Consider the following 24,263-nt stretch of genomic DNA (forward strand, 5'->3'; position numbering starts at 1 on the left):
GGCACCGGTACAGGCGATTAAGGAAAATACCATGAACAATAATGATACGATTCTTCTGGACCACGGTGCCGGGGGCAAACTTTCCCATGCCATGTTTTCGGAATTGATTCTGCCTTTGTTCGACAACGGACTATTGGCGAAACAGGATGACGGGGCTGTTTTTGAGGTGCCCGGGGGCAGAATGGCTTTTTCAACGGATTCCTATACCGTGGACCCCATTTTTTTTCCTGGCGGGGATATCGGCAAGCTTGCCGTGAACGGCACCGTCAATGATGTAGCCATGTGCGGGGCTATCCCCTTGTATATATCTGTGGGGCTGATCATTGAAGAGGGCATGAAAATACATGATCTCAGGCGCATTCTTCAATCCATGGCCCGGGCCGCCCAAAAGGCGGGGGTCAGGATCGTCACCGGTGATACCAAGGTGGTGCCCCGGGGAAAGGTTGACAAAATATTCATTAACACCTCCGGGATCGGGCTAGTTCCGGCCGGCGTCAATGTATCGGGTGACAGGGCACGGCCCGGGGATAAAGTGATTGTTTCAGGCACCATTGCCGATCACGGGGTCGCCATATTAAGCGAACGCGAAGGGTTGAAATTCGATTCCGACGTAAAAAGCGATTCCGCACCCTTAAACCACATGGTCAAAAGGGTGCTGGAATCAGGATCCCCGGTCCATGTGCTGCGGGACCCCACCCGGGGCGGGATGGGTACAACACTGAACGAAATTGCCGTCCAGTCAAAGGTGGGCATCCGGCTTTTCGAGGACCGGCTGCCGGTGCGCGGCCCGGTCCGGGCTATTTGCGAGATTGTGGGATTTGATCCCCTGTACCTGGCCAATGAGGGCAAGCTCATCGCCATGGTGCCTGGCGCAGATGCCGGCAATGTGCTGGATATAATCCGCCGGGATGAGTTCGGCAAAGACGCTGTAATTGTCGGAGAAGTTACAGACCAGGAGCCGGGCCGGGTGGTGCTGGAGACCCTTATCGGCGGCACCCGGGTTGTGGATATGCACACTGGAGATCAGCTGCCCCGGATCTGCTGATTTATTTGATAAATATTAGGATATGGATAAAAAAACTTTACAATAACGGTATATCTGAATATAATTGCGAACTTTTTAGGTGTCGCGCAAAATCTATTTATAGAGAAGGACAACCCCTATGAAACAAGAAGATCTGGATTATTTTAAAGCATTGTTGACTGAACGGCTCAATGAGTTGCTTTCCCATGCCGACACAACCGTTACAGGCATGACCCAGCCCAAGGAAAATTTTGCTGATCCCACGGACCGGGCCTCCCATGAGGCGGACAGAAGTTTTGAACTGCGTATCCGGGACCGGGAGCACAAATTGATTAAAAAAGTTAAAAAGGCCTTGGAGCGGATTGAAAACGGAACCTTTGGCCGGTGTGAACTCTGCGAGGAAGATATTTCCGTCGAACGGCTCAAAGCCCGGCCTGTGACGACCCAGTGCATCACTTGCAAAACCCGTGAAGAAAACATGGAGAAGGCTTTGGGAATTTAAATTTCCCGTCCCAGGCTTTACATCAGGTTTTGATCGATCTTCATACACATTCCACGGCGTCGGACGGATCCCTGACGCCCAGGCAGATCCTTGATTTGGCCAGAAATCTTGGCATTGAGGCTGTTGCGCTGACTGACCACGACACCATTGCCGGAATTCTGGAAATAAAAGATCTTGTTCATTCGTATCCGCTTGAATTTATCACTGGTGTTGAGATTTCGTGTTCGCCGCCGCCTGAGTTCAAATCCCTGGGCAGCATTCATATGCTGGGATATGGATTTTCCGTTTATGACTGTGGATTGAATGATGCACTGGCCCGGGCGGCAGATGCCCGGGCCAACCGGAATCCAAGAATTATTCAAAAACTCAATGAACTGGGATTTGACATTACCCTGGACGAGGTGGAAAAGCGCTTCGGTGCCCGCCAGACAGGGCGGCCGCACATTGCCGAACTGCTCGTGGAAAAAGGCTATGTGTCTGATTTCCGCAAGGCCTTTGATCTTTACCTGGGTAAAAATAAACCCGCCTATGTTGATAAATTTAAACTGTCCTGCACCGACGCCATCCGAATGATTCTTGATGCCGGGGGCCTGCCGGTTCTGGCCCATCCGGGCATTATTGATTTTCAACATCCCCATGACCTGGATACCTTTGTAAATATGCTGGTTCAGGACGGGCTTGCAGGTATCGAGGTCCATTATCCAGGACATGATTCAGCCCTGCGACACTATCTGTCTGAAATTGTACACAGTAAAGGACTGGTGGCGACGGGGGGGTCTGATTTCCACGGCAGCTTTAATAAAGGCGTGGATCTTGGCCGGGCCAGGGGAGATTTGAATGTGCCCATGTCCGTATTCAAAACATTGAACGACCGGTTGCTGGAAATCCAGGCCATTCCCCGTCTGGATATTCTTGAACAAAATCTTGATTACCGGTTTCGGTCCCGTTCATTTTTATCCAATGCCCTGTGCCATCGCTCCTACATGAATGAAAATCAGAATACCTGTGATACGGATAATGAGCGCCTTGAATTCCTGGGCGATGCGGTACTCGGGCTGTGTGTGGGGCATCTGCTCATGGAAAGTGATCCTTTGAAAAAAGAGGGTGAACTTTCCCGGCTGCGGTCAACCCTGGTCAGCGAAACAGGACTGGCGTACATTGCCCGCAGGATTGATCTGGGCCGGTTTATTAAGCTGGGCAAGGGGGAATCTCTTTCCGGCGGAAGTGACAAAAATTCGATCCTGTCAGATACCTTTGAGGCTGTGGTGGCCGCAGTGTACCTGGATGCCGGATTTGACAGGGTTCAAACCATGGTGAACCGTCTTTTTGAAGCGCCTGTACAGCAGGTTCTGGCATCATTGGATTTCATTGATTATAAAAGCGGCCTCCAGGAATTCACCCAGGAGCATTTTGGCACAACCCCGGATTACACCCTGGCAAAAGAGAAGGGCCCTGACCATGACAAAACATTTGAAATTTGTCTGAACCTGGATACGATTTCCACCATGGGTACCGGGAAAACCAAAAAAGCTGCTGAACAGGATGCTGCCAGAAAAGCGCTGGCTATTTTAAACCAGGATTCTGAATAGACCTCCGATGTCCGGGCCCCTGGTGATTCCTTTTTTTATTCCCCACCAGGGATGTCCCCATTTATGCATTTTCTGTAACCAGCGCCTGATTGCAGGACAGACTGTAAAAGAGCAATCTTTGGACAATGAGGCGGATCGTCTGTCTTCTGTTATTCATCGCTATCTTCAGTTTAAAAAAAATCGTGGCCAGGTGGAACTGGCCTTTTTCGGCGGTAATTTTCTGGGACTGGAAACATCCAGGATACTTGCACTGCTCAAAGCGGTGCAGCCATGGATCAGGCAAGGACAGATCCATCGTATCCGGTGCTCAACGCGTCCGGACACCGTTACCCCGCAAGTTCTGGATCTTGCCCGGCCCTTTGGCCTTGAAACCGTAGAACTGGGTGCCCAGTCCATGGATGATCGTGTTCTTGCCCTGGCCGAAAGAGGGCACACAAGTGGGGATACCCGGAAAGCCCTGGCCCTGCTCAGGGAAAATGGCTTTAAAAGCGGAGTCCAGGTGATGGTTGGACTTCCCGGGGATGACGATACCGGGGCGGTGCGTACAGCTGAAGCGCTGGCGGAACTTGGACCGGATCTTGCCAGGATCTACCCCCTCCTGGTGCTGGATGGCTCCAGGCTTGCCCAATGGTACCGGTCCGGACAATATGTGCCGTTAAGTCTTGACCAGGCAGTTGATCAGACAAAAAAAATGGTCACTATTTTCAGGCGTGCAGGGGTGGCGGTGGCACGCATAGGGCTTCAGGCCACACAGATGATGGAGGATGCCGGCCAGATGATTGCGGGCCCATGGCACCCGGCGTTTGGCCATCTGGTTTTATCCGCACTTATGTTTGATCAGGCCTGTGAACAGATTGATGTCGTTCTAACAGGACAGACAGGCCGGGAAAAAATTGGAAATCCCGGTGGAAAAAAGAGTGTCGTGCTCCAGGTCAACCCCAGGTCTTTGTCCCGGCTCCAGGGTGACCGGAAAGCCAATCTTGACCGGCTGGCCCAAAGATACCCGGGGCTTTTTTTCTCCATTGAAAGGGTTGAAACCCTGGATCCGGATCAGGTTCATGCTCACATTTTGGGACGTTTTTGATAATCAATCCAGCGCAAATGATCCACCGGAAACACGATTGAAACGCTATACCCCATAAGTTACATTGTGGGGATATGGAACCAAATTGATTAATTTTATAAAGGAAAGGGAATCATGAGAATGACTTTCAAATCCAAACTCCTCACCGGAGGCATTCTGGCCTCCATGCTCCCTCTGCTCATTTCAGGATATTTTTCGGTAAGCAAATCCTCTAATGCCATCACTGAAATTTACAGGTCCCAATCTATTCAGGTCGCCAAAGATTTGGCTGTGCTGTCCGAAGAGTTTATTGACCAGGAAAGATGCTTTGCCTTGTCCATGGCCCAAACCCCTGTGGTCATGCAGACCGCCTTAAAGGTGTTTGATTCAGGAACGGATGATGCGGAACAGGAACTGAATGCCTTGGAAAATTTTCTGGCTGCCATTTTTGCCGAGATCGGAACCAAATATGAAAGCCTCAGGGTTTCAGATAAGGATGGCAATATCATCGCCGACAGCTATGAAGGAAAGGCCAAGAAGCGTTGTTTGGCGGACCGGCAATATTTTAACGATGCTAAAAAAGGAAACATCAGCATAAGCGAACCTATTTTATCATCATGTTCTGGCCTTCCAATTATTACCATTGCCGCTCCCTTAAAAAAGTCAGACGGGACATTTATCGGTACCTTTGTGTCCGGAATCAAACTGGACCAGTTAAGCAACCATATTACCCAGGCTAGACTGGGTAAAACCGGATATCCTTTTGTAATTGACAACAAAGGCCTTTTTATTGCCCATCCCAAGTCCGAACTTATTTTCAAAACCGATATGACCCAAACCAGTGGAATGGAGGAGGCAGCCAGGCACATACTGGCCCGCGAAAGCGGTGTGCATGACTATAACTTCAAAGGCGTGGACAAAATCGCCGGGTTCGCTTTGGTCAAATCCACGGGGTGGCGTGTCTGCGTTACCCAGGACCAGGACGAGTTTATGGAAACGCCCAGAAATATCAGGAACCTGATATGTATCGTGGGCGTGATTGCCTTTATCGCTGTATTGGCCGGGGTTCTCTGGTTTATAAAAGGCGTTATGGTTCAGCTGGGAGGGGAGCCTGTGGAGATTGCCGGTATTGCTGACAGCATTGCGGCAGGGGATTTGAGCATCCAATTTATGGGTGATGCTGAAAAGCTGACCGGCGTATACGCCAGCATGAAAAAAATGGCCCAGAATCTGACGAATATGCTCAAAGAAGTCACTGACGGCGTTCACACCTTGACGTCATCCTCCACTCAACTTTCTGCCATTTCAGAACAAATGGCATCCAATTCAGAGAACACTTCGGAAAAGGCGAACAGTGTGGCTGCCGCTTCGGAAGAGATGACTGTGAATATGAACGGTGTGGCTGCGGCAACCGAACAAACCGCCGCCAATATCCAAACCATTGTAGCCGCTACCGAAGAAATGTCTTCCACCATTTCGGAAATCGCAGCCAATACATCCAAAGGCAGCCAGACAACCATTAATGCCGTGAAAAAGGCGGAAGAGGTTTCAGCAAAAGTCAACCAACTGGGAACAGCCGCTTCCCAGATCAGCAGGGTAACCGAAACCATCGCAGATATCTCTGAACAGACCAACCTTCTGGCGCTCAACGCCACCATTGAAGCTGCCAGGGCCGGCGAGGCCGGAAAAGGCTTTGCCGTAGTTGCCGCGGAAATTAAAGTCCTTGCCCATCAGACAGCCGGGGCCACTGAAGAAATCGGCCACCGGATCGAAGACGTGCAGAAGAGTACCGGTGAATCCGTGACAGCCATTAACGAAATTGTTGAAGTGATCAATGAGATTAACACCATTGTCACCTCTGTGGCTGCTGCCATTGAAGAACAGACCGCCACCACCCAGGAAATTTCCAATAATGTGAGTCAGGCCGGTCTCGGGGTCCAGGAGGTGAATGAAAATATCAACCAGGCCTCTGCTGTGACAGCTGAGGTCAGCCAGGATATTCATCAGGTCAGCCAGGCGTCTGACGAGATCAAGGCCGGCTGCCTCCAGGTCAATGAAAGCGCAGGAGAATTGTCCAGGCTTGCCGGGAATCTTAAACAGTTGATTTCCCGGTTTACCCTGGAAAAAGCGTAAGGGGCCCATCGTAAAAGGCCCATGAAATGGTTGGGGGGATTCCCGGGCACGCCATTATCCACCCAACCCTTGGCAATAAAAAATGCATGGCATTGCCAATCCCGGCAATTTTACCGGGGACAAAAGCTAGAACCCTTCCTTGAACAACTCTTCTGTGCTTAACACCTCATCCGGCCTCGGGGTGTGCTGGGTCGGCTCAGTACCTTCCTTGAAACACTCAAAAATGGTTTGTTTGCTTTGGGCAATGGGCAGAAGGCCGGTTTCGGCGTCTATTTTAACACGGATGATATCTTCGGGCACTGTGAACTCCCGCACGGACTTACCTTCCAGGGCATGCTGCATGTAATCCAGCCAGATGGGGCTTGCGGCCCGGGAGCCTGTTTCTCCCCTGCCGATGGGGGCTTCCTGGTCAAGTCCCACCCATACCCCTGTGGTGTACCTGGGGGTAAAGCCCATGAACCAGGCATCGTGAAGATCGTTTGTGGTGCCTGTTTTACCTGCTGCAGGCCGGTTCAGGGCCTTAACCCTCTGGCCGGTGCCGGCCTGTACCACGCTTTCAAGCATACTTGTCATCAGATAGGCCGTGCTCATATCAATGACCTTTTTACGGATCAGTTTGGAAGATTCCAGAAGCTTGTTGTCCCGGTCATAAATTTCGGTGATAAATACCGGCTCAATCAGGTAGCCCAGGTTGGAAAATACTGAATACGCCTTGGTCAGTTCGAACAGGGAAACCCCTGAAGATCCTAAGGCGATGGACAGGTTCCGGGGGAAGGGGGTGGTGATCCCAAGTTTTCTTGCATAATTGATGACATAATCTATGCCGATCTCCTGGAGGATCTTGATGGTGACAATGTTTCTGGATTGGGTCAGGGCCTGGCGAAGCAATGTGGGACCGTAGAATTTTTGTGCATAGTTATGGGGTTTCCACACCCTGTCATGCACCTTGTCCTCAAATACCACAGGAGAATCAATGATAATCGTGGCCGGTGTATAGCCCTTGTCAAGGGCTGCTGCGTACAGGATGGGCTTGAACGCGGAGCCGGGCTGGCGTCTTGATTGAATTGCCCGGTTGAACTGGGAGTTTGTGAAATCCCTTCCGCCGATCATGGTTTTGACATGGCCGGTTTCTGCTTCAATGCTCAGAAGTGCTGCCTGGACAACAGGTTCCTGGTACAGGGCAAATTCATATTCCTTTTCCCCTGTCATCTCCTCAAGGACTTTCACATAAATGACATCCCCGGTTTTTAAGGCCTGGGATGGTCTTGCGATCCTGGCAGATTGATAGGACATTTTGGGGTTTGGTTTTCTGGCCCATGTCATGGTGGCAAACCGGATGATGCCTGTGACATCGCCAACCCTTACCTGGGTGATCTTGTTGTCGTCGTCTACCTTCAGGACAACCCCCTTGTAGATCTCTCCCTTGACCGGGCGGCTGCCGTTCAGTTCTCCGGCAATGGTGCGGCTGAAATCCGCCACCAGAAGCGCGGGTATATTTTTTACAGGGCCCCGGTATCCGCAGCGCTGATCCAGGTCTGACAGGCCTTTATTGACCGCGTCCCGGGCGATTTTCTGCAGTTCAATGTTCACTGCAGTATGGATGCTCAACCCCTGGGTATAAAGCATGTCTTTACCGTATTTCTTTTCAACATACCGCCTGACATGCTCGGTATAGCAGGGAACCCGTTCGATGAACCAGTTTTTCCGGGGTTTGATATCCAGTTTGGCACCCATGGCTCCGGTGGCCTCCAAGTTGGAGATCATGCCCTCTTCCTTCATGCGGTTCAGGGTATACACCTGGCGCTGCCTGGCCAGTTCCGGATGGTGAAAGGGGCTGTACCGGCTGGGTGCCTGGGGCAGGCCTGCCAGCATGGCACATTCAGCCAGGGTCAGGTCCTTGACATGCTTTCCGAAATAGTTTTCAGAAGCCGCCTCAACACCGTAAGCCCCGTGTCCCAGATAAATCTGGTTCAAATAAAGGAAGAGTATGTCATCTTTGGAAAGCTTTTTTTCAATTTTATAGGCGAGAATCACCTCTTTAAGCTTGCGCTCATAAGTTTTTTCCGGGGTAAGAAGAAAAGATTTGGTCACCTGCTGGGTGATGGTGGAACCGCCCTGGACAATGGTGCCGGCCATAAAATTTTTTATGAACGCCCTGATAATGGATTTTATATCAATGCCGGGATGTTCCCGGAACCGGGAATCCTCGGCCGCCACAAACGCGTTGGTCAGATTGGCAGGCATATCGGACAAGGGAATGACGATTCTGCGCTCCTTGTAAAACTCGCCGATTTTTCTGCCGTCATCTGAGAATACATTGGTCACAATGGCCGGGCGGTAATCATTAAGCGTATTAATCTGGGGAAGGTCCTGGCTCAGATAGAAAAATCCGGCGGTAAGGGCGGCACATCCGGCAATAACGGCAAAGATGAACAGGATGAATACCCATATGAAAAAAGAAAACCATATGCTTTTTTCTTTTTTCTTGCTTCGCTTCTTCAGAATCTGGGTGCGACTTTGTTGTTTTGTCATAAGGTTACGAAATAATATTTTATTTTGATAAAATATCTGTGTTTACCAGATTAGACTTAAGATGGCAATAGCAGGTAACTTGCCCCATACGCTTTATTGCAAGTTTGTGTTTACTTGAAACTGATATGACAATATAGTTTACAGGTTTGCGGGAAGTATCCCTAAAATTTAGAACAATAGTAAAGGAGCCGCAGAAAATAATGTCAACCCATATTCATGCCAACTTGAAAATATATGAAATCATCCAGCGTTTTCCCCAGACCCGGTCGGTTTTTGCGGCAAATGGCCTGGGCGCCCTGGTCAGTGACGATGCCATGCGGGTGCTGGCCCCTTTTTTAACCCTGGGTACAGCCTTGAAAAGCCGGTTTATTAACATTGAGGCATTCATTGAGATGCTTGAGGGCGCCATCGCCCGGAACCCTGCCATTGACATCCCCGGGCTGGCCTCGATGGAAGCCCAGAAAGACTTGAGCTTTCTGGGGCTTATGCCCTGTGGCTTGAAAATGCCGTTTAGCCGGGCATTTACTCAATTTTTAAACGAACTTCAAGCCAAAGAAGGGCTTTGCATTCAATCGGCGGTTGAAGGAAATGTAAACCAGGAACTGTCATATTATTCCTATGTTGACACCATTGAATCCAGGGATGAACTGCCCGATATTATTGTGTCTGCTGATTTTAATGTGTTTTTAGGCCATCGGTTTTATACCCATTTTGTGGTCCCGGGACATTTCACAGGATATGGCACACAGGCTGCCGGCCCCAATTTTTCGGACGCCCAAATTTCAGATCCCAAAAACGAATATACCATTCTGTGTGTAAATCCTTTAGTGGTGGTTGCCAACCTTGATAAGCTGGAAAATAGAGAACTGCCGCACACCTGGGAAGATCTCCTTGGGCCTGTTTGGGAAAAAAGTCTGATCATCAGGGGAGGCGACGGGTTTTATTGCCATGCAGTTCTGCTGCCCACGTTTAAGGCATTTGGCAACCCGGGGTTAAAGGCCTTGGCGGGCAATGTGCTTGAAGGACTTCATCCGGCACAGATGGTCAACCGGATTGACAATAACGGCCCGGGCGCACTTTATGTCATGCCGGCTTTTTTTGCGGACCGCATCCTGCACCAGGATCGGATTAAGGTGATATGGCCGGATGACGGGGCCCTTGCAAGCCCGGTCATTCTCCAGGTCAAACCTGAAAAAAAAGAGGAACTCAAGCCGGTTCTTGATTATCTTGTGGGCCGTCAGCTTGCACAGATCCTTGCAGGTGCGGGGTTTCCCGTGCCCCATGCAGCGGTGGCCGCAGATGTCCAGGAAAAACCGCTGAAATGGCTGGGCTGGGATTTTTTAAGGCAGAACGATCTGACGGCTTTAAATGTTGAGATTGATAAAATTTTCATGCCCCTGGCACCGTGATTTTCCATGAACCAGGTATTGGAAAATCCAATTTCTTCTATCAGGCTGGTGACAGTGGCAGGGCCACCGTCCAGCGGAAAAACCTCTTTGATCCTGCATACGGCAGCAGTGCTTTTGGAACAAGGACTTCGCATCGGTATCATCAAGTTTGACTGCCTTACCGGAGACGATCATAAAAGATATGAACGTGCGGGCCTGCCTGTGAAAAAAGGGCTGGCCGGGGGGCTGTGTCCGGATCATTTTTTTATCGCCAATATTGAGGCCTGTGTGCAATGGGGTATCAGCCAGGGTTTTGATCTGCTGATCAGTGAAAGTGCAGGGCTTTGCAACCGGTGTTCTCCCCATATTAAAGGGGTTTTTGCCGTATGTGTCATTGATCATTTAAGCGGTGTGCATACACCCAGGAAAATCGGCCCCATGTTGAAAAATGCCGATCTTGTGGTACTGACCAAGGGGGATATTGTGTCCCAGGCCGAACGGGAAGTCTTTACCTTCCGGGTCCGCCAGGCCAATGCACGGGCCTCGGTACTGCCGGTCAACGGGTTGACGGGTCAGGGCTCCTTGCTGTCTGCCGGTCATTTTAAAACAGCGCCTGCCATTGATTCATTAAACGGCATGCGCCTTCGTTTTACCATGCCGGCAGCCTTGTGTTCCTATTGTCTGGGTGAGACCAGGATCGGCCCTGACAGCCAGATCGGCAATGTCAAAACTATGGATTTTACGTGATGGGGATTTTACGTGATACGGATTTTACGTGATGGGGAAAGTGATCGAAAAAGCTGGCGTGGACCCGGGCCTTTTGACTCTCGGGATTGATACGCTGCTGGAAAAATATCCGTATCTGACGGATTTTTTCAGCGCCCTTGGGATTGATCCTTTTCCAGGGCAAAAGACCCTGTCCATGCTTATTGAAAGCCTGTCCCCGGACCATTTGTCTCAATTCAACCTGGACCATCACGCTTTGTCTGCCCAGGTTCTGGAATTTATTGCAAAAATGGAGCAGTGCCGGTACAAGATCCATGGCCGTATGGATCACCTGGTCATTGGGGCTGGATTCGATAAGGACGGTTGCCCGGAAGCCATGGGCATCACCCTTTTCCCCGGTGAGGTGGTCAGTGTGGTGGGCCCCACCGGTTCGGGAAAAAGTCAGCTTCTCTCGGATATTGAGTGTCTGGCCCAGGGGGATACCCCCTCGGGGCGGAACGTGCTGCCGGACGGCAAAACGCCGGATGCCCGGTCCCGTTTTTCCGGCGAATTCAGGCTGGTGGCCCAGCTCTCCCAGAATATGAATTTTGTCATGGACCTGACCGTGGAGGCGTTTTTACACATGCATGCCGAAAGCCGCCTGATTGACAATATTCCCGGAAAAATCGAGCAGATCTACCAGTCCGCTGTCATGCTTGCCGGCGAACCCTTTTCCTTGGATACGGCCATTACCTCCCTTTCCGGGGGGCAGTCCCGGGCCTTGATGATCGCTGATGTGGCTTATCTGAGTGCGTCCCCGGTGGTGTTGATTGATGAGATTGAAAATGCGGGCATCGACCGTGTCAAAGCGGTTTCCCTGCTGCTCAACAAGGAAAAAATAGTTCTGATTGCCACCCATGATCCGTTGCTTGCCCTGTCCTGCGACCGGCGTATTGTGATAAAAAACGGCGGTATTGCCGATGTGGTCAAAACCTTGGAGGCGGAGAAAAAAAGTGCTGCCTGCCTGGCGGGTCTGGACAAAAAACTGGGCCTTTTGCGGGAAAGGGTTCGAAAGGGGAAACACCTTGTTTTTGACCAGAATTTTTTCAACTCTAATTGACATTTTGTGCCCAAACCATTAAGTATTTAGGTTTTGATATGGTCAGCCGGATAAAATATTAAGGTGTTTCCGAATGGTTGAGGCCCTTAATGAACCGGCTTCAAGCGGCTTTTGTTTTGCCGCCTTCAGTTTATGGAATGATCAAAACTATAAGGAAGATAAAAGAGTCATGCCGGAACTTGATTTTGATAAAACCGGCGGGCTGATCCCCGCCATTGCCCAGGATGCGGATACAGGTGAGGTGCTGATGCTGGCCTATATGAACAAAGAGGCCTTTGAAGAGACACTTGCCTGCGGCAATGCCGTATATTACAGCCGGTCCAGAAAAAAATTATGGAAAAAGGGGGAAACCTCTGGACACGTTCAAGAAGTCAGGGAGATCCGGGTGGACTGCGACAATGACACCGTGCTCCTCAAGGTAACCCAGGCAGGCGGTGCCGCCTGTCACAAAGGGTATAAGAGCTGTTTTCACAAAGTTGTTGAAAACGGTGAATTTGAAATAGTTGAACAGCGGGTCTTTGATCCGGAAAAGGTATACAAATAATGGATAAGAAGTTAAAGCTGGGCATTCCCAAAGGAAGCCTGCAGAATGCAACCGTCAACCTGTTCAGACGTTCGGGATGGAAAATAAATGTGGAAGGCAGAAGTTACTTCCCGGATATTGATGACGACAGCATTGAATGCGCCCTGTGCCGGGCCCAGGAAATGTCCATCAATGTGGAATCCGGTGTTATTGATGCAGGCCTGACCGGTCTTGACTGGGTGGCCGAACATGAGTCTGATGTCCATGTGGTGGCTGATCTTGTCTATTCAAAGGTTTCTGCCCGTCCGGCCCGGTGGGTGGTGGCCGTGGCCGGTGATTCCGACATGAACACCCTGGAGGACCTGGAAGGCAAAACCATTTCCACTGAACTTGTGCAATTTACGAAACGGTTTTTTCAGTCCCGTAACATTCATGTGAATGTGAAGTTCTCCTGGGGGGCCACAGAAGCCAAGATTGTGTCCGGCCTGGCTGATGCCATTGTGGAGATCACGGAGACCGAAAGCACGATCCGGGCGCATAATTTAAAGGTCATCCATGAGATCATGAAAACCAATACCCAGCTCATTGCCAATAAAACAGCCTGGCAGGATCCGGTGAAGCGGGAAAAAATTGAGCAGATTGCCATGCTGCTCCAGGCTGCCCTTGTGGCGGAAAAGCTTGTGATGCTTAAAATGAATGTGCCTGAATCCAAGTTGCCTGCTGTGGTTGAGATTCTTCCATGTCTGAACGCCCCCACCGTGGCCTCCCTTTACCAGTCCGACTGGTTTTCCGTGGAGACCGTGGTTGAAAATTCTGTTGTGAGAGATTTGGTTCCCCAACTGTTGAAGACGGGTGCTGAAGGCATAATTGAATATGCATTAAACAAGGTGATCTAAAAAATGAGTGTGGCCAAAAGATGTGAACAGATGAAACCGTTCATTGCCATGGACGTGATGGAAAAAATCCATAATATGGAAGCCCGGGGTGTTGACGTGATCCACATGGAGATCGGAGAACCGGACTTTAATGTGCCTGAATGCGTTAACCGGGTCTGTGGCGAGGCCCTGGCGCAGAACGAAACCTGTTATACCCACAGTCTAGGAGATCTTCGCCTGCGCCAGGCCATCAGTGATTACCACAAACGCATTTACGGCACAACTGTGGACCCCGGCCAGATCCTTGTAACCTCCGGAACATCACCTGCCATGCTTCTGGTGTTCAGCGCACTGATAGATCCAGGTGATGAGGTCATCGTTTCAGATCCCCACTATGCCTGCTATGCAAATTTTATCCGGTATGTCCAGGGGGAACCTGTTTTTGTCAAGGTGTATGAAAAGGACGGCTTTGTTTATACACCCCAAGCCATTTTGGAAAAAATTACACCTAAAACCAAGGCTATTTTTGTCAATTCCCCGTCCAACCCCACCGGTTCCGTCATCCCCGAAGCCCGGATGAGGCAGATTGTTGACCTGGCCCGGGAACATGGTCTGTATATTGTTTCCGATGAAATTTACCATGGCCTGACCTATGAAGGCAAAGATCACTCCATCATGGAGTTTACGGACCAGGCATTTGTACTTAACGGTTTTTCCAAGCTGTTTGCCATGACAGGGCTTCGCCTGGGTTACCTGATTGCGCCCCCAAAATTCATCCGGGCCCTTCAGGTGCTGCAGCAAAATTTCTTTATTTGTGCCAACTCCATTACCCAGCTGGCTGGTGCTGTTGCATTGACCGATGCCGGCAGGGAAACCCAAGCCATGCGCGATACATATAATGAACGCAGAATTTTCATGATCAGGCGCCTGAAAGAGATGGGGCTTTCAATGATGGTGGAGCCCACCGGTGCTTTTTATGTTTTTGTGAATTTTAAACATATTTCCACCGATTCCTATGCCCTGGCATTTGATATCCTGGAAAAAGCACACATCGGCGTTACCCCGGGCATTGATTTCGGTGCCAATGGTGAAGGGTATCTGCGGTTCTCCTATGCCAATTCCCTGGACAATCTTAAAATCGGAATGGACCGCCTGGAAAATTATTTGAAAAGGTATGCATGAAAATCAGTGCTGTTGAATTTGTGAAAAGTGCGGTACAGCCGGCCCATTATCCGGAATACGATTTTCCGGAAATCGCGTTTGCGGGCAGATCCAATGTGGGAAAATCTTCTTTGATCAACACCTTGATTAACCGCAGGGATATGGTCAAAACAAGTTCCCGTCCCGGCTGCACCCAGCTGATTAATTTCTTTCTGGTTAATGGAAATGTGACCCAGGAAGAGCTGTCCCTGGTGGATCTGCCCGGATACGGGTATGCCAAGGTATCTAAAAAAATCAGGGCACAATGGCAGCCCATGGTGGAAACCTATGTGGGGACGCGCGAAAATCTGTTGGGGCTGATTCTGCTCGTGGATATCCGCAGGGAGCCCGGCAAAGAGGAACTTGACATGGTGCGCTGGCTTGAAACAAAGCAGATGCCCTGTCTTCTGGTGTTGACCAAAGCGGATAAATTGTCCAAAACCAAGCAGATAAAGCAGTTGGATGCGGCTTGCACAGCCTTTAACCGGGACCGGAACGGGATTATTCTTTTTTCGGCTAAAACCCGCCAGGGCCGTCAGACCATATGGTATGAAATCCACAATCTCATTGACTGGTATCAGGAGGAGGAATAGATATGTCCGAGATCTTCCGTTCGGGATTTGTGGGTATTATTGGTGCGCCCAATGCCGGGAAGTCCACCCTGCTCAATCAGGTGCTGGGGCAGAAAATTTCAATTACATCCCAAAAACCCCAGACCACCCGGGACCGGATCATCGGTATTGTGAATCGTCCCCATTCCCAGATCGTGTTTCTGGATACGCCGGGAATTCATAAAAGCACAACCCTGCTGAATCAGCGAATCGTGGATCAGGCGGTCCAGGCCATGGACGATGTGGATCTGATCCTTTTTATGGTGGATGCGGTATCCCGGAACTATGTGTCGGAAAAAATGATCGTAAAGCGGTTTGAAACCGTACGAAAACCTGTGATCCTGGCGCTGAACAAAATTGATCTGGCCCCAAAAGCTGCGGTGTATGAGCAGGTGGAAATGTTCAGGCATATGTACGCGTTTGAAGCCATTGTACCTGTTTCTGCCAGGAGAAATGTCCAGGTGGATCAGCTTCTTGACGAAGTGGAATCCCGACTGTCCCAGGGCCACCCCCTCTATCCCGAGGAGACCTTCACAGATGTTTCCGAAAAATATATGGTCAGCGAAATTATCCGGGAAAAGGTGTTCAGGCTCACCGGCATGGAGGTTCCCTATTCATCCGCTGTTACTGTGGATGCCTTTGAGGTGGAAAAAAAACTGATCGTGATCCATGCCAGCATTCATCTGGTGCGTGATTCCCAAAAGGGCATTATTATTGGGAAAAACGGAAGCATGCTCAAGCGTATCGGATCAGACGCCCGGAAAGATATTGAACAAATGCTGGGCAGCAAGGTTCTGCTTAAGCTGTTTGTCAAGGTGACCCGGGACTGGGTGTCCAATAAACGGCACCTGAGTGAATTTGGATATTGACGATATAACAGGTATGGATTTTTTTTCTTTTCCCGACGATGCTGAACTGAAAAAAGAACGGGCCAAGGCCAGGCTGCTTCGGGCCAGTCAATGGTGGAAGCGAAAACGATCATCCGGGATTTGTCACTATTGCGGGAAAAATTTCTCCCCCAAAGAGCTGACCATGGATCATGTGATTCCCCTTTCCCGGGGAGGACGCTCGGAAAAATTTAATCTGGTGCCGTGCTGCAAGGCGTGTAATACCCAAAAACAACGAATGCTTCCCACGGAGTGGGATGACTATATGGCACGGCTGCGGGGTGATAAAAATAGTGTCTGAACGTCTCGATAGAGGATCTATTCTCCTTGATTGAGCCCGTCGAACAGTTCGATCACGGGGGGGGACGTTCAGGCACAAAAGAACCGACCGGAATAAATCCGGCCGGTTTTATACCTTTCTATTTCCAGGCAGTTGCCGGCTGCCCTTAGACGTCAGGTGCTACTTGTTGCTGCACAGTCTGTGAATCGTTTGGGCATGCCACTCTCCACGGCCGGAAAAGGTAGGCTGTCCAAGGGCGATGAGGTGATTGGCAACCTGATCATAGGTGGCGCCTTGTTCCCGCATGGAGTTGATGATATTCATGATCTCTTCTCTGGGCATCAGCTCCTTGGTTTCCTCGGGTGATGCGTCTGCCGGGGCGGCTGGTGCAACAATTTTTCTGCGTTTTTTTACAATATTGGTGTCTTGATTGGTGGTCGGAGCTTCGGCTTTCCGGCGTTTTTCCTCGGCCATTTCGGCTTTGAGCAGATGTTCCACAGTGCCGCTGTCAATGTCTTCATCCGGGGCCTGGGACGATACGTAATGATGCTCAAACTCCGGGGCGATATCCATCATCTGATTCTGGTCCTGGGAAAGATTTAAGCGCTCCATGATGATCTCAGTGGCATCAGCCTGGCGCTGGAGCAGGTCCGCAGTTCTTTCTTGAACAGTGATCATATATTCCTGGTTTTTAATCAGAATATCAATCTGGGTGCATATATTATCCAGGATATCCGCTAAAAGAATGGTATTGGGTTCTTCAGGAATCTGGTTCCCGGGTGTTTGGGGAATTCCTGGCGACATGGGCCGTTTCATCTGCGAAGGTCTGGTATTGGGATAGCCGGAACCTCCATATGAATTGAACCTGGATGTGTTTGAATAGTACGTGTTGTCAAAATTTTTTCTTGTTTTCGGTGTCCTTGGCTTTTCGGCCTGGCCGTTACGAAGGCTTTGTAAAAAATCGTTCATATAATAACCTCTTTCTCCTTAGATTCTCCTTATGCCGCATATATAAACTTTTATCGGCTCTGGGATTGACCTTGGCTTTCCTTAATCAATTAATGCGAGCAATAATAAGGATTTAATAATTCTTTTTTTCTTTGGACAGAATGCAGACGTCGTTATCTAATTTTTCAGGCTGCTTGTCAAGAAAATTTTAAATGATTTCCAAATCTTGAACAGCCGGATATTGTTTGTCGAATGTTTATCAAATATTTACCAGAGGCAATCTTGCCGCCAGCATTCTGTTTCAAAGCATATTGAATACTTCAGGTGCGTATGTTACCATAATTTTAGAAAAATTAGCAACCCGTTAAATAGATAATTTTCGGGTAAAAATTGTAAAAAATTGTTAAAGAAAGAGTATAAATGGAAAATAAGCACTACGACCCCCCTTTTTCAGTGGATACAGCGGATATTATTCGGCCGGATCTGCTGGAACCCATTGCGTATGCATATAAATCCAAACGCAGCATTGATATTAAAATCACCCAGCCCGAATATACGTCAGTCTGCCCCATGACAGGTTTGCCGGATAACGGGACCATCATTATTGAGTACCGGCCGGACGCCCATCTGGTGGAGTTGAAATCACTTAAATATTATCTGATGCAATACAGGAACGTCGGGATGTTTTATGAACATGTGGTGAATAAAATTTTGGACGATATGGTTTCGGTAATAAATCCCCTTTACATGAAGGTCACAGGCGAATTCACCCCGCGCGGCGGGATTTCGTCCGTGGGATCTGCCGAATATATCAAGCCTTGAGGCTTGCCTCGAAATCCCGGAGTATCTCAAGGGCATGGGCGCTGCTTTCAAGGGTGGATAATTCGCGGCGGAATGCCGCGGAACCGGGCAATCCCCGGATAAACCATGCAAGCCTTCCCCGCAGCATCCTGCATGCCGTGATTTCCCCGAAATAGGATACATACCCCTGGGTCAGTAACGCCATTGTTTTGAAGATGGCCCGGGGCTCAGGACAGGTGAATGTACCATGGGCCACATACTGTTCGATCTGTGAAAGGATGAACGGGTTGGCCATGGCTGCCCTTCCCACCATGACGGCATCACAGCCGGTCAGGGAAATCATTTTTCCTGCGTCCTGGGGGGTAATGATATCTCCGTTTCCGATTACGGGGATACGGATGGCCTGTTTAAGTCGTGCAATCAACTGCCAGTCCGCCTTGCCCCTGAACCCCTGAACAGCTGTCCTCGGGTGAACGGCAATGGCGTCTACACCCTGGTCTTCGGCGATTTTTGCCAGAATCACGGCCTGATCCCCGGAAGCATCCCACCCGCTGCGTATTTTTATGGTAAAGGGAAGGGAGGTGGCATCCCTCACAGCCTTTATGATTTTCCGGGCAAGGGCCGGATCCTTCATTAGCGCGACGCCGGCCCCTTGTTTGATCACTTTTTTGACACTGCACCCAAAATTGATGTCAATGATATCCGCTGTGCCAAGATCATTGATGAACGCTGCAGCCTGTCCCATGGAGAGCGGATCTGAACCGAAAAGCTGTACAGATAATGGCCGCTCGCTCTCTTGTGACTTAAGCAGGGTTATGGTCTTCTCCGCATTGTAGAATATGCCCTTGGCACTGATCATCTCCGAGCATACCACGGCGCACCCGCAATCCTTTATCAGCTGCCTGAAGGGCAGATTGGTAATCCCGGCCAGGGGGGCCAGAAACGTGATGCCGTTAAGTTTTAAGTCTTTTATTTTCATGTTCTGTTGTGGGGCAGCCCATGGCCGGTTTTGTGATGTCACGGCCTGTTCTGGCATAGCAGAAAAGGCAGTTGTGAAAACAAGGGTGGTCTTCATAGGAGCCAATATCAAAAGATTTTGTGCATTGGCACCCTTTTTTGCGCCGTTGTCCATAATCGCTGCGGATTTCCGGATTTCCCCCGAATAAGGTTTTATAAAGGTGCCCGTTGATGCAGGCGTTAGGGGATGCATATGTCTGTAATCCAGCTGCGTTCATCAGTTCTTTTTCACAGCATAAACAAAGATCCATGCCAAGGGGGTTGAGAAACCTAGCCATACTGCGGATAATTTTTGTCTTGCGGTCCATGCCCGGATCTATGAATTCAAGCATGGGACTGCCCTGATTTGCCATACGTTTGATTCTCAAGTCTACTTTTTTGTAAGGATCATAAAAACTGGTAATACATTGCTTGATACCCATCTGTGACAATTGTCCTGCAATATATTCAAAGGCGTCAAGATTGTTAAACACCTGGCCGCCCTTCTCATAAAAACAGATGGGGTCAAAACGCCAGGCAACCTGGGCCGGGCCCAAGTCCCGGGCAATGATCCGGGCCTGGGCAAGACGTTCTGAAAGGTCTGGCAGGCCGGGTTCAAGATCTTTTAACGGCGTATTGATGGTAAAATTGAAAAACAGGTGAAATCCTTTTCGGGCTAAAATTTTGTGGGCCCTTAAGTCCAGGAACGGCCCATAGTTTTTAGACCAGAAAACAATGGTATGAATGTCCTCATGCGTTGCATTCACCCTGCGGGACTGTCTGTTAAATGGATTGGTGATAAAAAAATATCCTTTTTCAATTCTGTCCAGAAACCAGGGCGTGTACCATCCTGGTATATCTGTACGCCTGGAGGCGGAAAGGATGCCGGCAGGATCGTTCAACCTATGGTTCCTGCTCGGTTTTATGGTTTTTCAATTTGGAAAAGGAGATAATTTTACCCTGATTTTTTCCGGGAGGATCATCCGATTCAAGGGCGTCAAGATTTTTGCCGTTTTCAGGTGTTTTTTCAGACAAACCGCCATGTTCAAAGGGTATGACCGGGGATTCCACCTTTTCCAGGCGCATGCTTTTGCCGTTCATGGAAAAGACCGCGCCATTGATGTAGTCTGCCTTTAAAATCCAGGTGACGACCTGTAACGGTATCTGAAGCATCAGCAGCCGGATCTGGTACCAGTCTTTTTTATGGTCCGGCACAATATTTTCAATCCTGGCAAAACTGACTGGTGCATCTTCTAAGTAAATCATCACAATATCATTTATTTCTGCCACGTTGTCTCCATTATCAGGTGTTTTTCATGTTAAAATTTTCATCTGCCTTGAACTTGAACAAAAATCCTGTGTTTGACCCGCAGCATATACCACAGACGTGAAATTATCAAAAGTTATGATTTGGCAGGATTGAATCGTTGGTATCTGTGCAGCAAAGGATAGTTGTTAATAATAAAACGCTAATTTTTGAAAAAAAATTCGTTTGAGGATAACAATTGATTGTTGCGTAACGTTACTTTATCATTATCCGGTGTCCGGTAACGTTTTCATCAGGGTGCATAAATATTTTTTTAAAAAAAGGCATAGCGTCCTATGACTTCTGAAACGCCGGGATTATGTTTGCACGGGTATAGATAACTGAACAGGAGCAGTGTGAAAAACCACGGGATTTGGAACCTTAATTTTTTAAACCATATTTTGGATGCCATGGCTGAAGGTCTGTTTACTTTGGACCAGGACGGTAAAATTACAGCCTGGAACCAGGCCATGGAAAATATCAGCGGATACACAGCCCAACAGGCTGTAGGCCAGGGATGCCGCCTGATAAAATGCAGCCGGTGTTATGAGCAGGTCAATCCGGCGGATGTATCCCAGTGCGGTGTGCTGGCGCACGGAAAAACAGAAGTCAAGGAGTGTTTTATCCGGCACAGGGACGGTTATGATGTGCCGGTGATTAAAAATGCCAGACTGGTTCGGGATGAAAAGGGTAATGTCCTGGGCATTGTGGAAACCTTGACCGATTTAACGGAAATTAAAGCCATCAAGGCCCGGGAAGCTTCTGCCAAGCAGGAACTTGAAAAACGTTACGCCCTTGGCAATATCATTGGCAAATCAGCAGCCATGGAAAAGGTGTTTCATGCCATCCGGGCGGCAGCAGACAGCCGGGCCACCATCCTGATCCAGGGGGAAAGCGGTACCGGAAAAGAACTGGTGGCCCGGGCCATCCACTATGAAGCGGCCGGGGAACAGCGGCCCCTGGTAACGGTGAACTGCTCGGCACTGTCCGAGACCCTGCTGGAAAGTGAGTTGTTCGGCCATGTCAAGGGCGCGTTCACCGGTGCGCATAAAGACCGGATCGGGCGGTTTGAGCAGGCAGATACCGGCACCATATTCCTTGATGAAATCGGGGAACTGACACCATATATGCAGGTCAAGCTGCTGCGGGTGCTTCAGGAAAGGGAGATTGAGCGGGTGGGGGATACCCGGAAAAAGAAAATTGACATCCGGATCATTGCTGCCACCCATAAAGACTTGAATATCCTGACCCGGGAGGGGACGTTTCGAGAGGATTTGTATTACCGGCTTAAGGTGTTTCCCATCCGGCTGCCGTCCCTGGGACAGCGTATAGAAGATATTCCTTTGCTGGTCAGGCATTTTATTGAAAAGGGCAACAGGCACGAAGGTATGGATATCCGCAATGTAACACCCGATGCCATGAAAGCGCTGATGGCCTATCCCTGGCCCGGAAATGTGCGGGAACTGGAAAACGCCATTGCACACGGGTTTGTGCTGTGTCGCACCCGGGAAATAACCCGTGGGGACTTGCCCGACGAGGTGTGCGGTCATGATCAATTCCCTACGGCCTCCTTGGGGATACCTTTGTTCTCAAATTCGCCTTCCTTTTCCCGGAGCCCCTTGACCCGGGAACGTCTGGTGTCGCTTCTGGATGCCTGCAACTGGAATAAGGCTGAGGTGGCAAGGCAGCTTGGCAAAAGCCGGACCCTTGTCTGGAAGTATATGAAAAAATGGAATATTCCGCTTAAACAAGGTTAATTTTAAACATAAAGGAAGCACAATGACAGATCCCCTGTTTAACCCCATTCAAATCAATCAATTGAATATTTCCAACAGAATTTATATGCCGGCCATGCACCTGGGCATGGCACAGGCGTTTGAAGTAACGGATCAGATTGTTGAGTTTTACACAAGACGGGCCAAAGGCGGGCCGGGCATGATCTGCGTCGGGTATGCCACGGTGGACGATTTGTCCGGCAACTCCCGGAACATTGGTGCCCATGATGATAGATTTATTCCGGGACTGACCCGGCTGGCAGATGCCATCCGGGAAAACGGAAGCTGTTGTGCCGTGCAGATCAACCATGCCGGCCGGTATAATTTTTCATTCTTAATCAATGGCAAACAGCCCGTGGCCCCGTCTGCCATTGCCTCCAGAATGACAAGGGAGACGCCAAAGGCCCTTGAAATCAGCGAGATACAGCAGATCATTGAATCCTTTGCCAATGCCGCGGCCCGGGTGAAGAAGGCAGGGTTTGATGCCGTGGAGATTCTGTCGGGTACGGGGTATCTTATTTCCGAATTTTTGTCTCCGCTTACCAATCAGCGCACCGACGAATACGGAGGGCACCTTGAAAACCGCATGCGGTTTGGTCTGGAAGTGGCCCAGGCGGTTCGGGATGCCGTGGGACCTGACTATCCCTTGATCGTGAGAATGAACGGCAATGATTTTATGCCGGGCGGGAATAAACGGTCCGATCTCATCGAATATGCAAAACAACTCTCCCAAGGGCCTGTGGATGCCTTGTGTATCAATGTGGGCTGGCATGAGGCCCGGGTGCCCCAGATTGTGGCCCAGGTGCCCAGGGGGGCGTTTGGCTATCTGGCCCGGGATATCCGGACCGCTGTTGATGTGCCTGTGATCGCAAGCCACAGGATCAATGACCCTGAAACCGCAAGTCAGATGATTGATCAGGGTTTTTGCGATATGGTAGCCATGGGGCGCAGCCTGATCGCTGACCCGGATCTGCCGAAAAAAGCCCGTGCGGGCCGAAGCAATGAGATTGTCCATTGTATTGCCTGTGCCCAGGGCTGTTTTGATAACCTGTTCAAACTTAAGCATGTGGAGTGCCTTTGCAATCCTTTGGCCGGCCATGAGCACCGGGAAAATGCAGGTCAGGTTGAAACGGCCAAAAAAGTCATGGTGGTGGGCGGCGGGGCTGCCGGTATGACTGCCGCGCTTACCTGTACCCGGCGCGGCCATGACGTGACTCTGTATGAGCGTTCCGGGCGCTTAGGCGGCCAACTCCACCTGGCTGCGGCCCCGCCGGGCAGGGAAGAGTTTGCCCGACTTTCAGATGACCTTGAAACGCAGCTCTCTGTGGAAAAAATTCCCGTGGTATTGAACTGCAAGGTGGATGAAGCCCTTATTTCAAGGGAAAAACCAGATGCCCTGATCCTTGCCACAGGTGCGCGCCCCCTTGAGCCGCCCATCCCCGGTATGGATCTTCCCCATGTGGCCTGGGCCTGGGATGTTCTTGAAGACAAGGTGAGAACCGGCAAACATGTGGCCATCATCGGTGGCGGGGCTGTGGGCGTTGAAACCGCATTATTCCTTGCGGAAAAAGGCACCATGCCGGCGCAAATCATAAAGTTTCTGCTGGTGAACAAGGCCGAAACCCCGGAGACTCTTTTTGAGATGGCCACCACAGGCAGCAAAAAGGTGTGTCTCATTGAGATGACGGATTGCATTGGAAAGGATATCGGCAAATCAACCAAGTGGGGGATGATCCAGGATCTTGGGCGTTTCAATGTGGAAACCGTGACGGCCGCAAAAGTGGTGCGGATTACTGAAACAGGCCTTCAAATCGAGCAGGCCGGAAAAATCAATGCCCTGGACTTTGACACGGTTGTGGTGGCTGCGGGGTCTGTGTCTTACAATCCATTGGAGCCGATTGCCAAAAAACTTGGCAAAGACTTTCGTGTGGTCGGTGATGCCTTAAATGTGGGCATGGCTTTTGACGCGGTACATGGGGGGTATAAGGCTGCTTTATCTATTTAG

Annotated in this window: 22 protein-coding genes; 17 read left to right on the top strand and 5 right to left on the bottom strand. The window is 49.9% G+C overall.

Annotated elements, in window-relative coordinates; genetic code table 11:
• Nucleotides 1–31 precede the first annotated feature (31 nt).
• The 5 genes from hypE to Q366_RS09055 all read left to right on the top strand — a co-directional run bounded on the left by hypE (nucleotide 32) and on the right by Q366_RS09055 (nucleotide 6,311).
• Entirely contained in the window at nucleotides 32–1,045 is a 1,014-nt protein-coding gene (hypE, locus tag Q366_RS09035) for a hydrogenase expression/formation protein HypE (RefSeq protein WP_035238433.1), read from the top strand.
• Nucleotides 1,046–1,163: 118 nt separating this feature from the next.
• On the top strand, nucleotides 1,164–1,526 hold the full coding sequence (gene dksA, locus Q366_RS09040) for an RNA polymerase-binding protein DksA (protein ID WP_035238257.1): 363 nt from the start codon (nucleotides 1,164–1,166) through the stop codon (nucleotides 1,524–1,526).
• A gap of 29 nt (nucleotides 1,527–1,555) precedes the next feature.
• Complete coding sequence (rnc, locus tag Q366_RS09045) at nucleotides 1,556–3,115, top strand: ribonuclease III (protein ID WP_035238259.1); 1,560 nt, start codon at nucleotides 1,556–1,558, stop codon at nucleotides 3,113–3,115.
• 7 nt (nucleotides 3,116–3,122) lie between these two features.
• Nucleotides 3,123–4,199 (top strand): elongator complex protein 3, encoded by a 1,077-nt coding sequence (locus Q366_RS09050; RefSeq protein WP_035238263.1) that lies wholly within the window; start codon nucleotides 3,123–3,125, stop codon nucleotides 4,197–4,199.
• A 120-nt stretch (nucleotides 4,200–4,319) separates the two neighbouring features.
• Nucleotides 4,320–6,311, top strand: coding sequence for a methyl-accepting chemotaxis protein (locus tag Q366_RS09055; RefSeq protein WP_035238434.1), 1,992 nt, complete (start codon nucleotides 4,320–4,322; stop codon nucleotides 6,309–6,311).
• A 126-nt stretch (nucleotides 6,312–6,437) separates the two neighbouring features.
• Here Q366_RS09055 and Q366_RS09060 read toward each other — a convergent pair whose 3' ends face one another.
• Nucleotides 6,438–8,843, bottom strand: coding sequence for a penicillin-binding protein 1A (locus tag Q366_RS09060; RefSeq protein WP_035238270.1), 2,406 nt, complete (start codon nucleotides 8,841–8,843; stop codon nucleotides 6,438–6,440).
• Between the two features lie 200 nt (nucleotides 8,844–9,043).
• On the opposite strand from Q366_RS09060, the gene Q366_RS09065 reads away from it, so the two are divergent.
• The 9 genes from Q366_RS09065 (at nucleotide 9,044) to Q366_RS09105 (ending at nucleotide 16,453) form a co-directional block, all read left to right on the top strand.
• Nucleotides 9,044–10,252 carry an ABC transporter substrate-binding protein gene (locus Q366_RS09065; RefSeq protein ID WP_035238272.1) on the top strand — a complete coding sequence of 403 codons (1,209 nt, stop codon included), beginning with the start codon at nucleotides 9,044–9,046 and terminating at the stop codon, nucleotides 10,250–10,252.
• Between the two features lie 6 nt (nucleotides 10,253–10,258).
• Complete coding sequence (locus Q366_RS09070) at nucleotides 10,259–10,978, top strand: GTP-binding protein (RefSeq protein ID WP_156968151.1); 720 nt, start codon at nucleotides 10,259–10,261, stop codon at nucleotides 10,976–10,978.
• A 31-nt stretch (nucleotides 10,979–11,009) separates the two neighbouring features.
• Complete coding sequence (locus Q366_RS09075) at nucleotides 11,010–12,056, top strand: ATP-binding cassette domain-containing protein (RefSeq protein WP_084691763.1); 1,047 nt, start codon at nucleotides 11,010–11,012, stop codon at nucleotides 12,054–12,056.
• 169 nt (nucleotides 12,057–12,225) lie between these two features.
• Nucleotides 12,226–12,600 carry a phosphoribosyl-AMP cyclohydrolase gene (hisI, locus tag Q366_RS09080; RefSeq protein ID WP_035238437.1) on the top strand — a complete coding sequence of 125 codons (375 nt, stop codon included), beginning with the start codon at nucleotides 12,226–12,228 and terminating at the stop codon, nucleotides 12,598–12,600.
• Entirely contained in the window at nucleotides 12,600–13,475 is an 876-nt protein-coding gene (hisG, locus tag Q366_RS09085) for an ATP phosphoribosyltransferase (protein ID WP_035238273.1), read from the top strand. The genes hisI and hisG overlap by 1 nt, the downstream gene beginning before the upstream one ends.
• Nucleotides 13,476–13,478: 3 nt before the next feature.
• Entirely contained in the window at nucleotides 13,479–14,636 is a 1,158-nt protein-coding gene (locus tag Q366_RS09090; RefSeq protein ID WP_035238275.1) for a pyridoxal phosphate-dependent aminotransferase, read from the top strand.
• Nucleotides 14,633–15,247, top strand: coding sequence for a ribosome biogenesis GTP-binding protein YihA/YsxC (gene yihA / locus Q366_RS09095; protein ID WP_035238276.1), 615 nt, complete (start codon nucleotides 14,633–14,635; stop codon nucleotides 15,245–15,247). Before Q366_RS09090 ends, yihA begins: the two co-directional genes overlap by 4 nt.
• A gap of 2 nt (nucleotides 15,248–15,249) precedes the next feature.
• The gene (gene era / locus Q366_RS09100) at nucleotides 15,250–16,134 is read left to right on the top strand and encodes a GTPase Era (protein WP_035238278.1); all 885 of its coding nucleotides are present in this window, start codon (nucleotides 15,250–15,252) and stop codon (nucleotides 16,132–16,134) included.
• Nucleotides 16,135–16,147: 13 nt separating this feature from the next.
• Nucleotides 16,148–16,453, top strand: a complete 306-nt coding sequence (locus tag Q366_RS09105) for an HNH endonuclease (RefSeq protein WP_035238438.1) — start codon at nucleotides 16,148–16,150, stop codon at nucleotides 16,451–16,453.
• 159 nt (nucleotides 16,454–16,612) lie between these two features.
• Here Q366_RS09105 and Q366_RS09110 read toward each other — a convergent pair whose 3' ends face one another.
• Nucleotides 16,613–17,401 (bottom strand): hypothetical protein, encoded by a 789-nt coding sequence (locus Q366_RS09110; RefSeq protein ID WP_035238280.1) that lies wholly within the window; start codon nucleotides 17,399–17,401, stop codon nucleotides 16,613–16,615.
• 399 nt (nucleotides 17,402–17,800) lie between these two features.
• Between Q366_RS09110 and queF the strand changes: the two genes are divergently transcribed.
• Entirely contained in the window at nucleotides 17,801–18,202 is a 402-nt protein-coding gene (gene queF / locus Q366_RS09115) for a preQ(1) synthase (RefSeq protein ID WP_035238283.1), read from the top strand.
• Here the strand turns inward: queF and dusB are convergent.
• Genes dusB through Q366_RS20260 form a run of 3 tightly spaced genes read right to left on the bottom strand, consistent with a single transcriptional unit; the run spans nucleotide 18,192 to nucleotide 20,467 of the window.
• Entirely contained in the window at nucleotides 18,192–19,160 is a 969-nt protein-coding gene (gene dusB / locus Q366_RS09120) for a tRNA dihydrouridine synthase DusB (protein WP_035238285.1), read from the bottom strand. The two genes, queF and dusB, sit on opposite strands and share 11 nt — an antisense overlap.
• On the bottom strand, nucleotides 19,135–20,079 hold the full coding sequence (locus Q366_RS09125; RefSeq protein WP_051957944.1) for a DUF1848 domain-containing protein: 945 nt from the start codon (nucleotides 20,077–20,079) through the stop codon (nucleotides 19,135–19,137). Before Q366_RS09125 ends, dusB begins: the two co-directional genes overlap by 26 nt.
• A 1-nt stretch (nucleotide 20,080) precedes the next feature.
• A complete protein-coding gene (locus Q366_RS20260; protein WP_051957945.1) occupies nucleotides 20,081–20,467 on the bottom strand; it encodes a hypothetical protein in 387 nt (128 codons plus the stop codon).
• Nucleotides 20,468–20,839: 372 nt separating this feature from the next.
• Here Q366_RS20260 and Q366_RS09135 point away from each other — a divergent pair, with 372 nt between their 5' ends.
• Together Q366_RS09135 and Q366_RS09140 are read left to right on the top strand one after the other, a co-directional pair.
• Complete coding sequence (locus Q366_RS09135) at nucleotides 20,840–22,240, top strand: sigma-54 interaction domain-containing protein (RefSeq protein ID WP_035238288.1); 1,401 nt, start codon at nucleotides 20,840–20,842, stop codon at nucleotides 22,238–22,240.
• A 22-nt stretch (nucleotides 22,241–22,262) separates the two neighbouring features.
• Nucleotides 22,263–24,263: an FAD-dependent oxidoreductase gene (locus Q366_RS09140; RefSeq protein WP_035238290.1), complete on the top strand. Its 2,001-nt coding sequence runs from the start codon at nucleotides 22,263–22,265 to the stop codon at nucleotides 24,261–24,263.

Origin of the sequence: Desulfobacter vibrioformis DSM 8776 (assembly GCF_000745975.1) — a bacterium.
Taxonomy (GTDB): Bacteria; Desulfobacterota; Desulfobacteria; order Desulfobacterales; family Desulfobacteraceae; genus Desulfobacter; species Desulfobacter vibrioformis.

What these genes read in the sequence shown, in the direction of transcription:
- Q366_RS09090 (WP_035238275.1), top strand. Translation starts at nt 13,479, where the DNA reads ATGAGTGTGGCCAAAAGATGTGAACAGATGAAACCGTTCATTGCCATG.
- Q366_RS09055 (WP_035238434.1), top strand. Translation starts at nt 4,320, where the DNA reads ATGACTTTCAAATCCAAACTCCTCACCGGAGGCATTCTGGCCTCCATG.
- Q366_RS09065 (WP_035238272.1), top strand. Translation starts at nt 9,044, where the DNA reads ATGTCAACCCATATTCATGCCAACTTGAAAATATATGAAATCATCCAG.
- yihA (WP_035238276.1), top strand. Translation starts at nt 14,633, where the DNA reads ATGAAAATCAGTGCTGTTGAATTTGTGAAAAGTGCGGTACAGCCGGCC.
- Q366_RS09110 (WP_035238280.1), bottom strand. Translation starts at nt 17,401, where the DNA reads ATGAACGATTTTTTACAAAGCCTTCGTAACGGCCAGGCCGAAAAGCCA.
- hisI (WP_035238437.1), top strand. Translation starts at nt 12,226, where the DNA reads ATGCCGGAACTTGATTTTGATAAAACCGGCGGGCTGATCCCCGCCATT.
- queF (WP_035238283.1), top strand. Translation starts at nt 17,801, where the DNA reads ATGGAAAATAAGCACTACGACCCCCCTTTTTCAGTGGATACAGCGGAT.
- era (WP_035238278.1), top strand. Translation starts at nt 15,250, where the DNA reads ATGTCCGAGATCTTCCGTTCGGGATTTGTGGGTATTATTGGTGCGCCC.
- Q366_RS09050 (WP_035238263.1), top strand. Translation starts at nt 3,123, where the DNA reads ATGTCCGGGCCCCTGGTGATTCCTTTTTTTATTCCCCACCAGGGATGT.
- Q366_RS09070 (WP_156968151.1), top strand. Translation starts at nt 10,259, where the DNA reads ATGAACCAGGTATTGGAAAATCCAATTTCTTCTATCAGGCTGGTGACA.
- Q366_RS09075 (WP_084691763.1), top strand. Translation starts at nt 11,010, where the DNA reads ATGGGGAAAGTGATCGAAAAAGCTGGCGTGGACCCGGGCCTTTTGACT.
- dusB (WP_035238285.1), bottom strand. Translation starts at nt 19,160, where the DNA reads ATGAAAATAAAAGACTTAAAACTTAACGGCATCACGTTTCTGGCCCCC.
- hypE (WP_035238433.1), top strand. Translation starts at nt 32, where the DNA reads ATGAACAATAATGATACGATTCTTCTGGACCACGGTGCCGGGGGCAAA.
- Q366_RS09105 (WP_035238438.1), top strand. Translation starts at nt 16,148, where the DNA reads ATGGATTTTTTTTCTTTTCCCGACGATGCTGAACTGAAAAAAGAACGG.
- dksA (WP_035238257.1), top strand. Translation starts at nt 1,164, where the DNA reads ATGAAACAAGAAGATCTGGATTATTTTAAAGCATTGTTGACTGAACGG.
- Q366_RS09060 (WP_035238270.1), bottom strand. Translation starts at nt 8,843, where the DNA reads ATGACAAAACAACAAAGTCGCACCCAGATTCTGAAGAAGCGAAGCAAG.
- Q366_RS09140 (WP_035238290.1), top strand. Translation starts at nt 22,263, where the DNA reads ATGACAGATCCCCTGTTTAACCCCATTCAAATCAATCAATTGAATATT.
- hisG (WP_035238273.1), top strand. Translation starts at nt 12,600, where the DNA reads ATGGATAAGAAGTTAAAGCTGGGCATTCCCAAAGGAAGCCTGCAGAAT.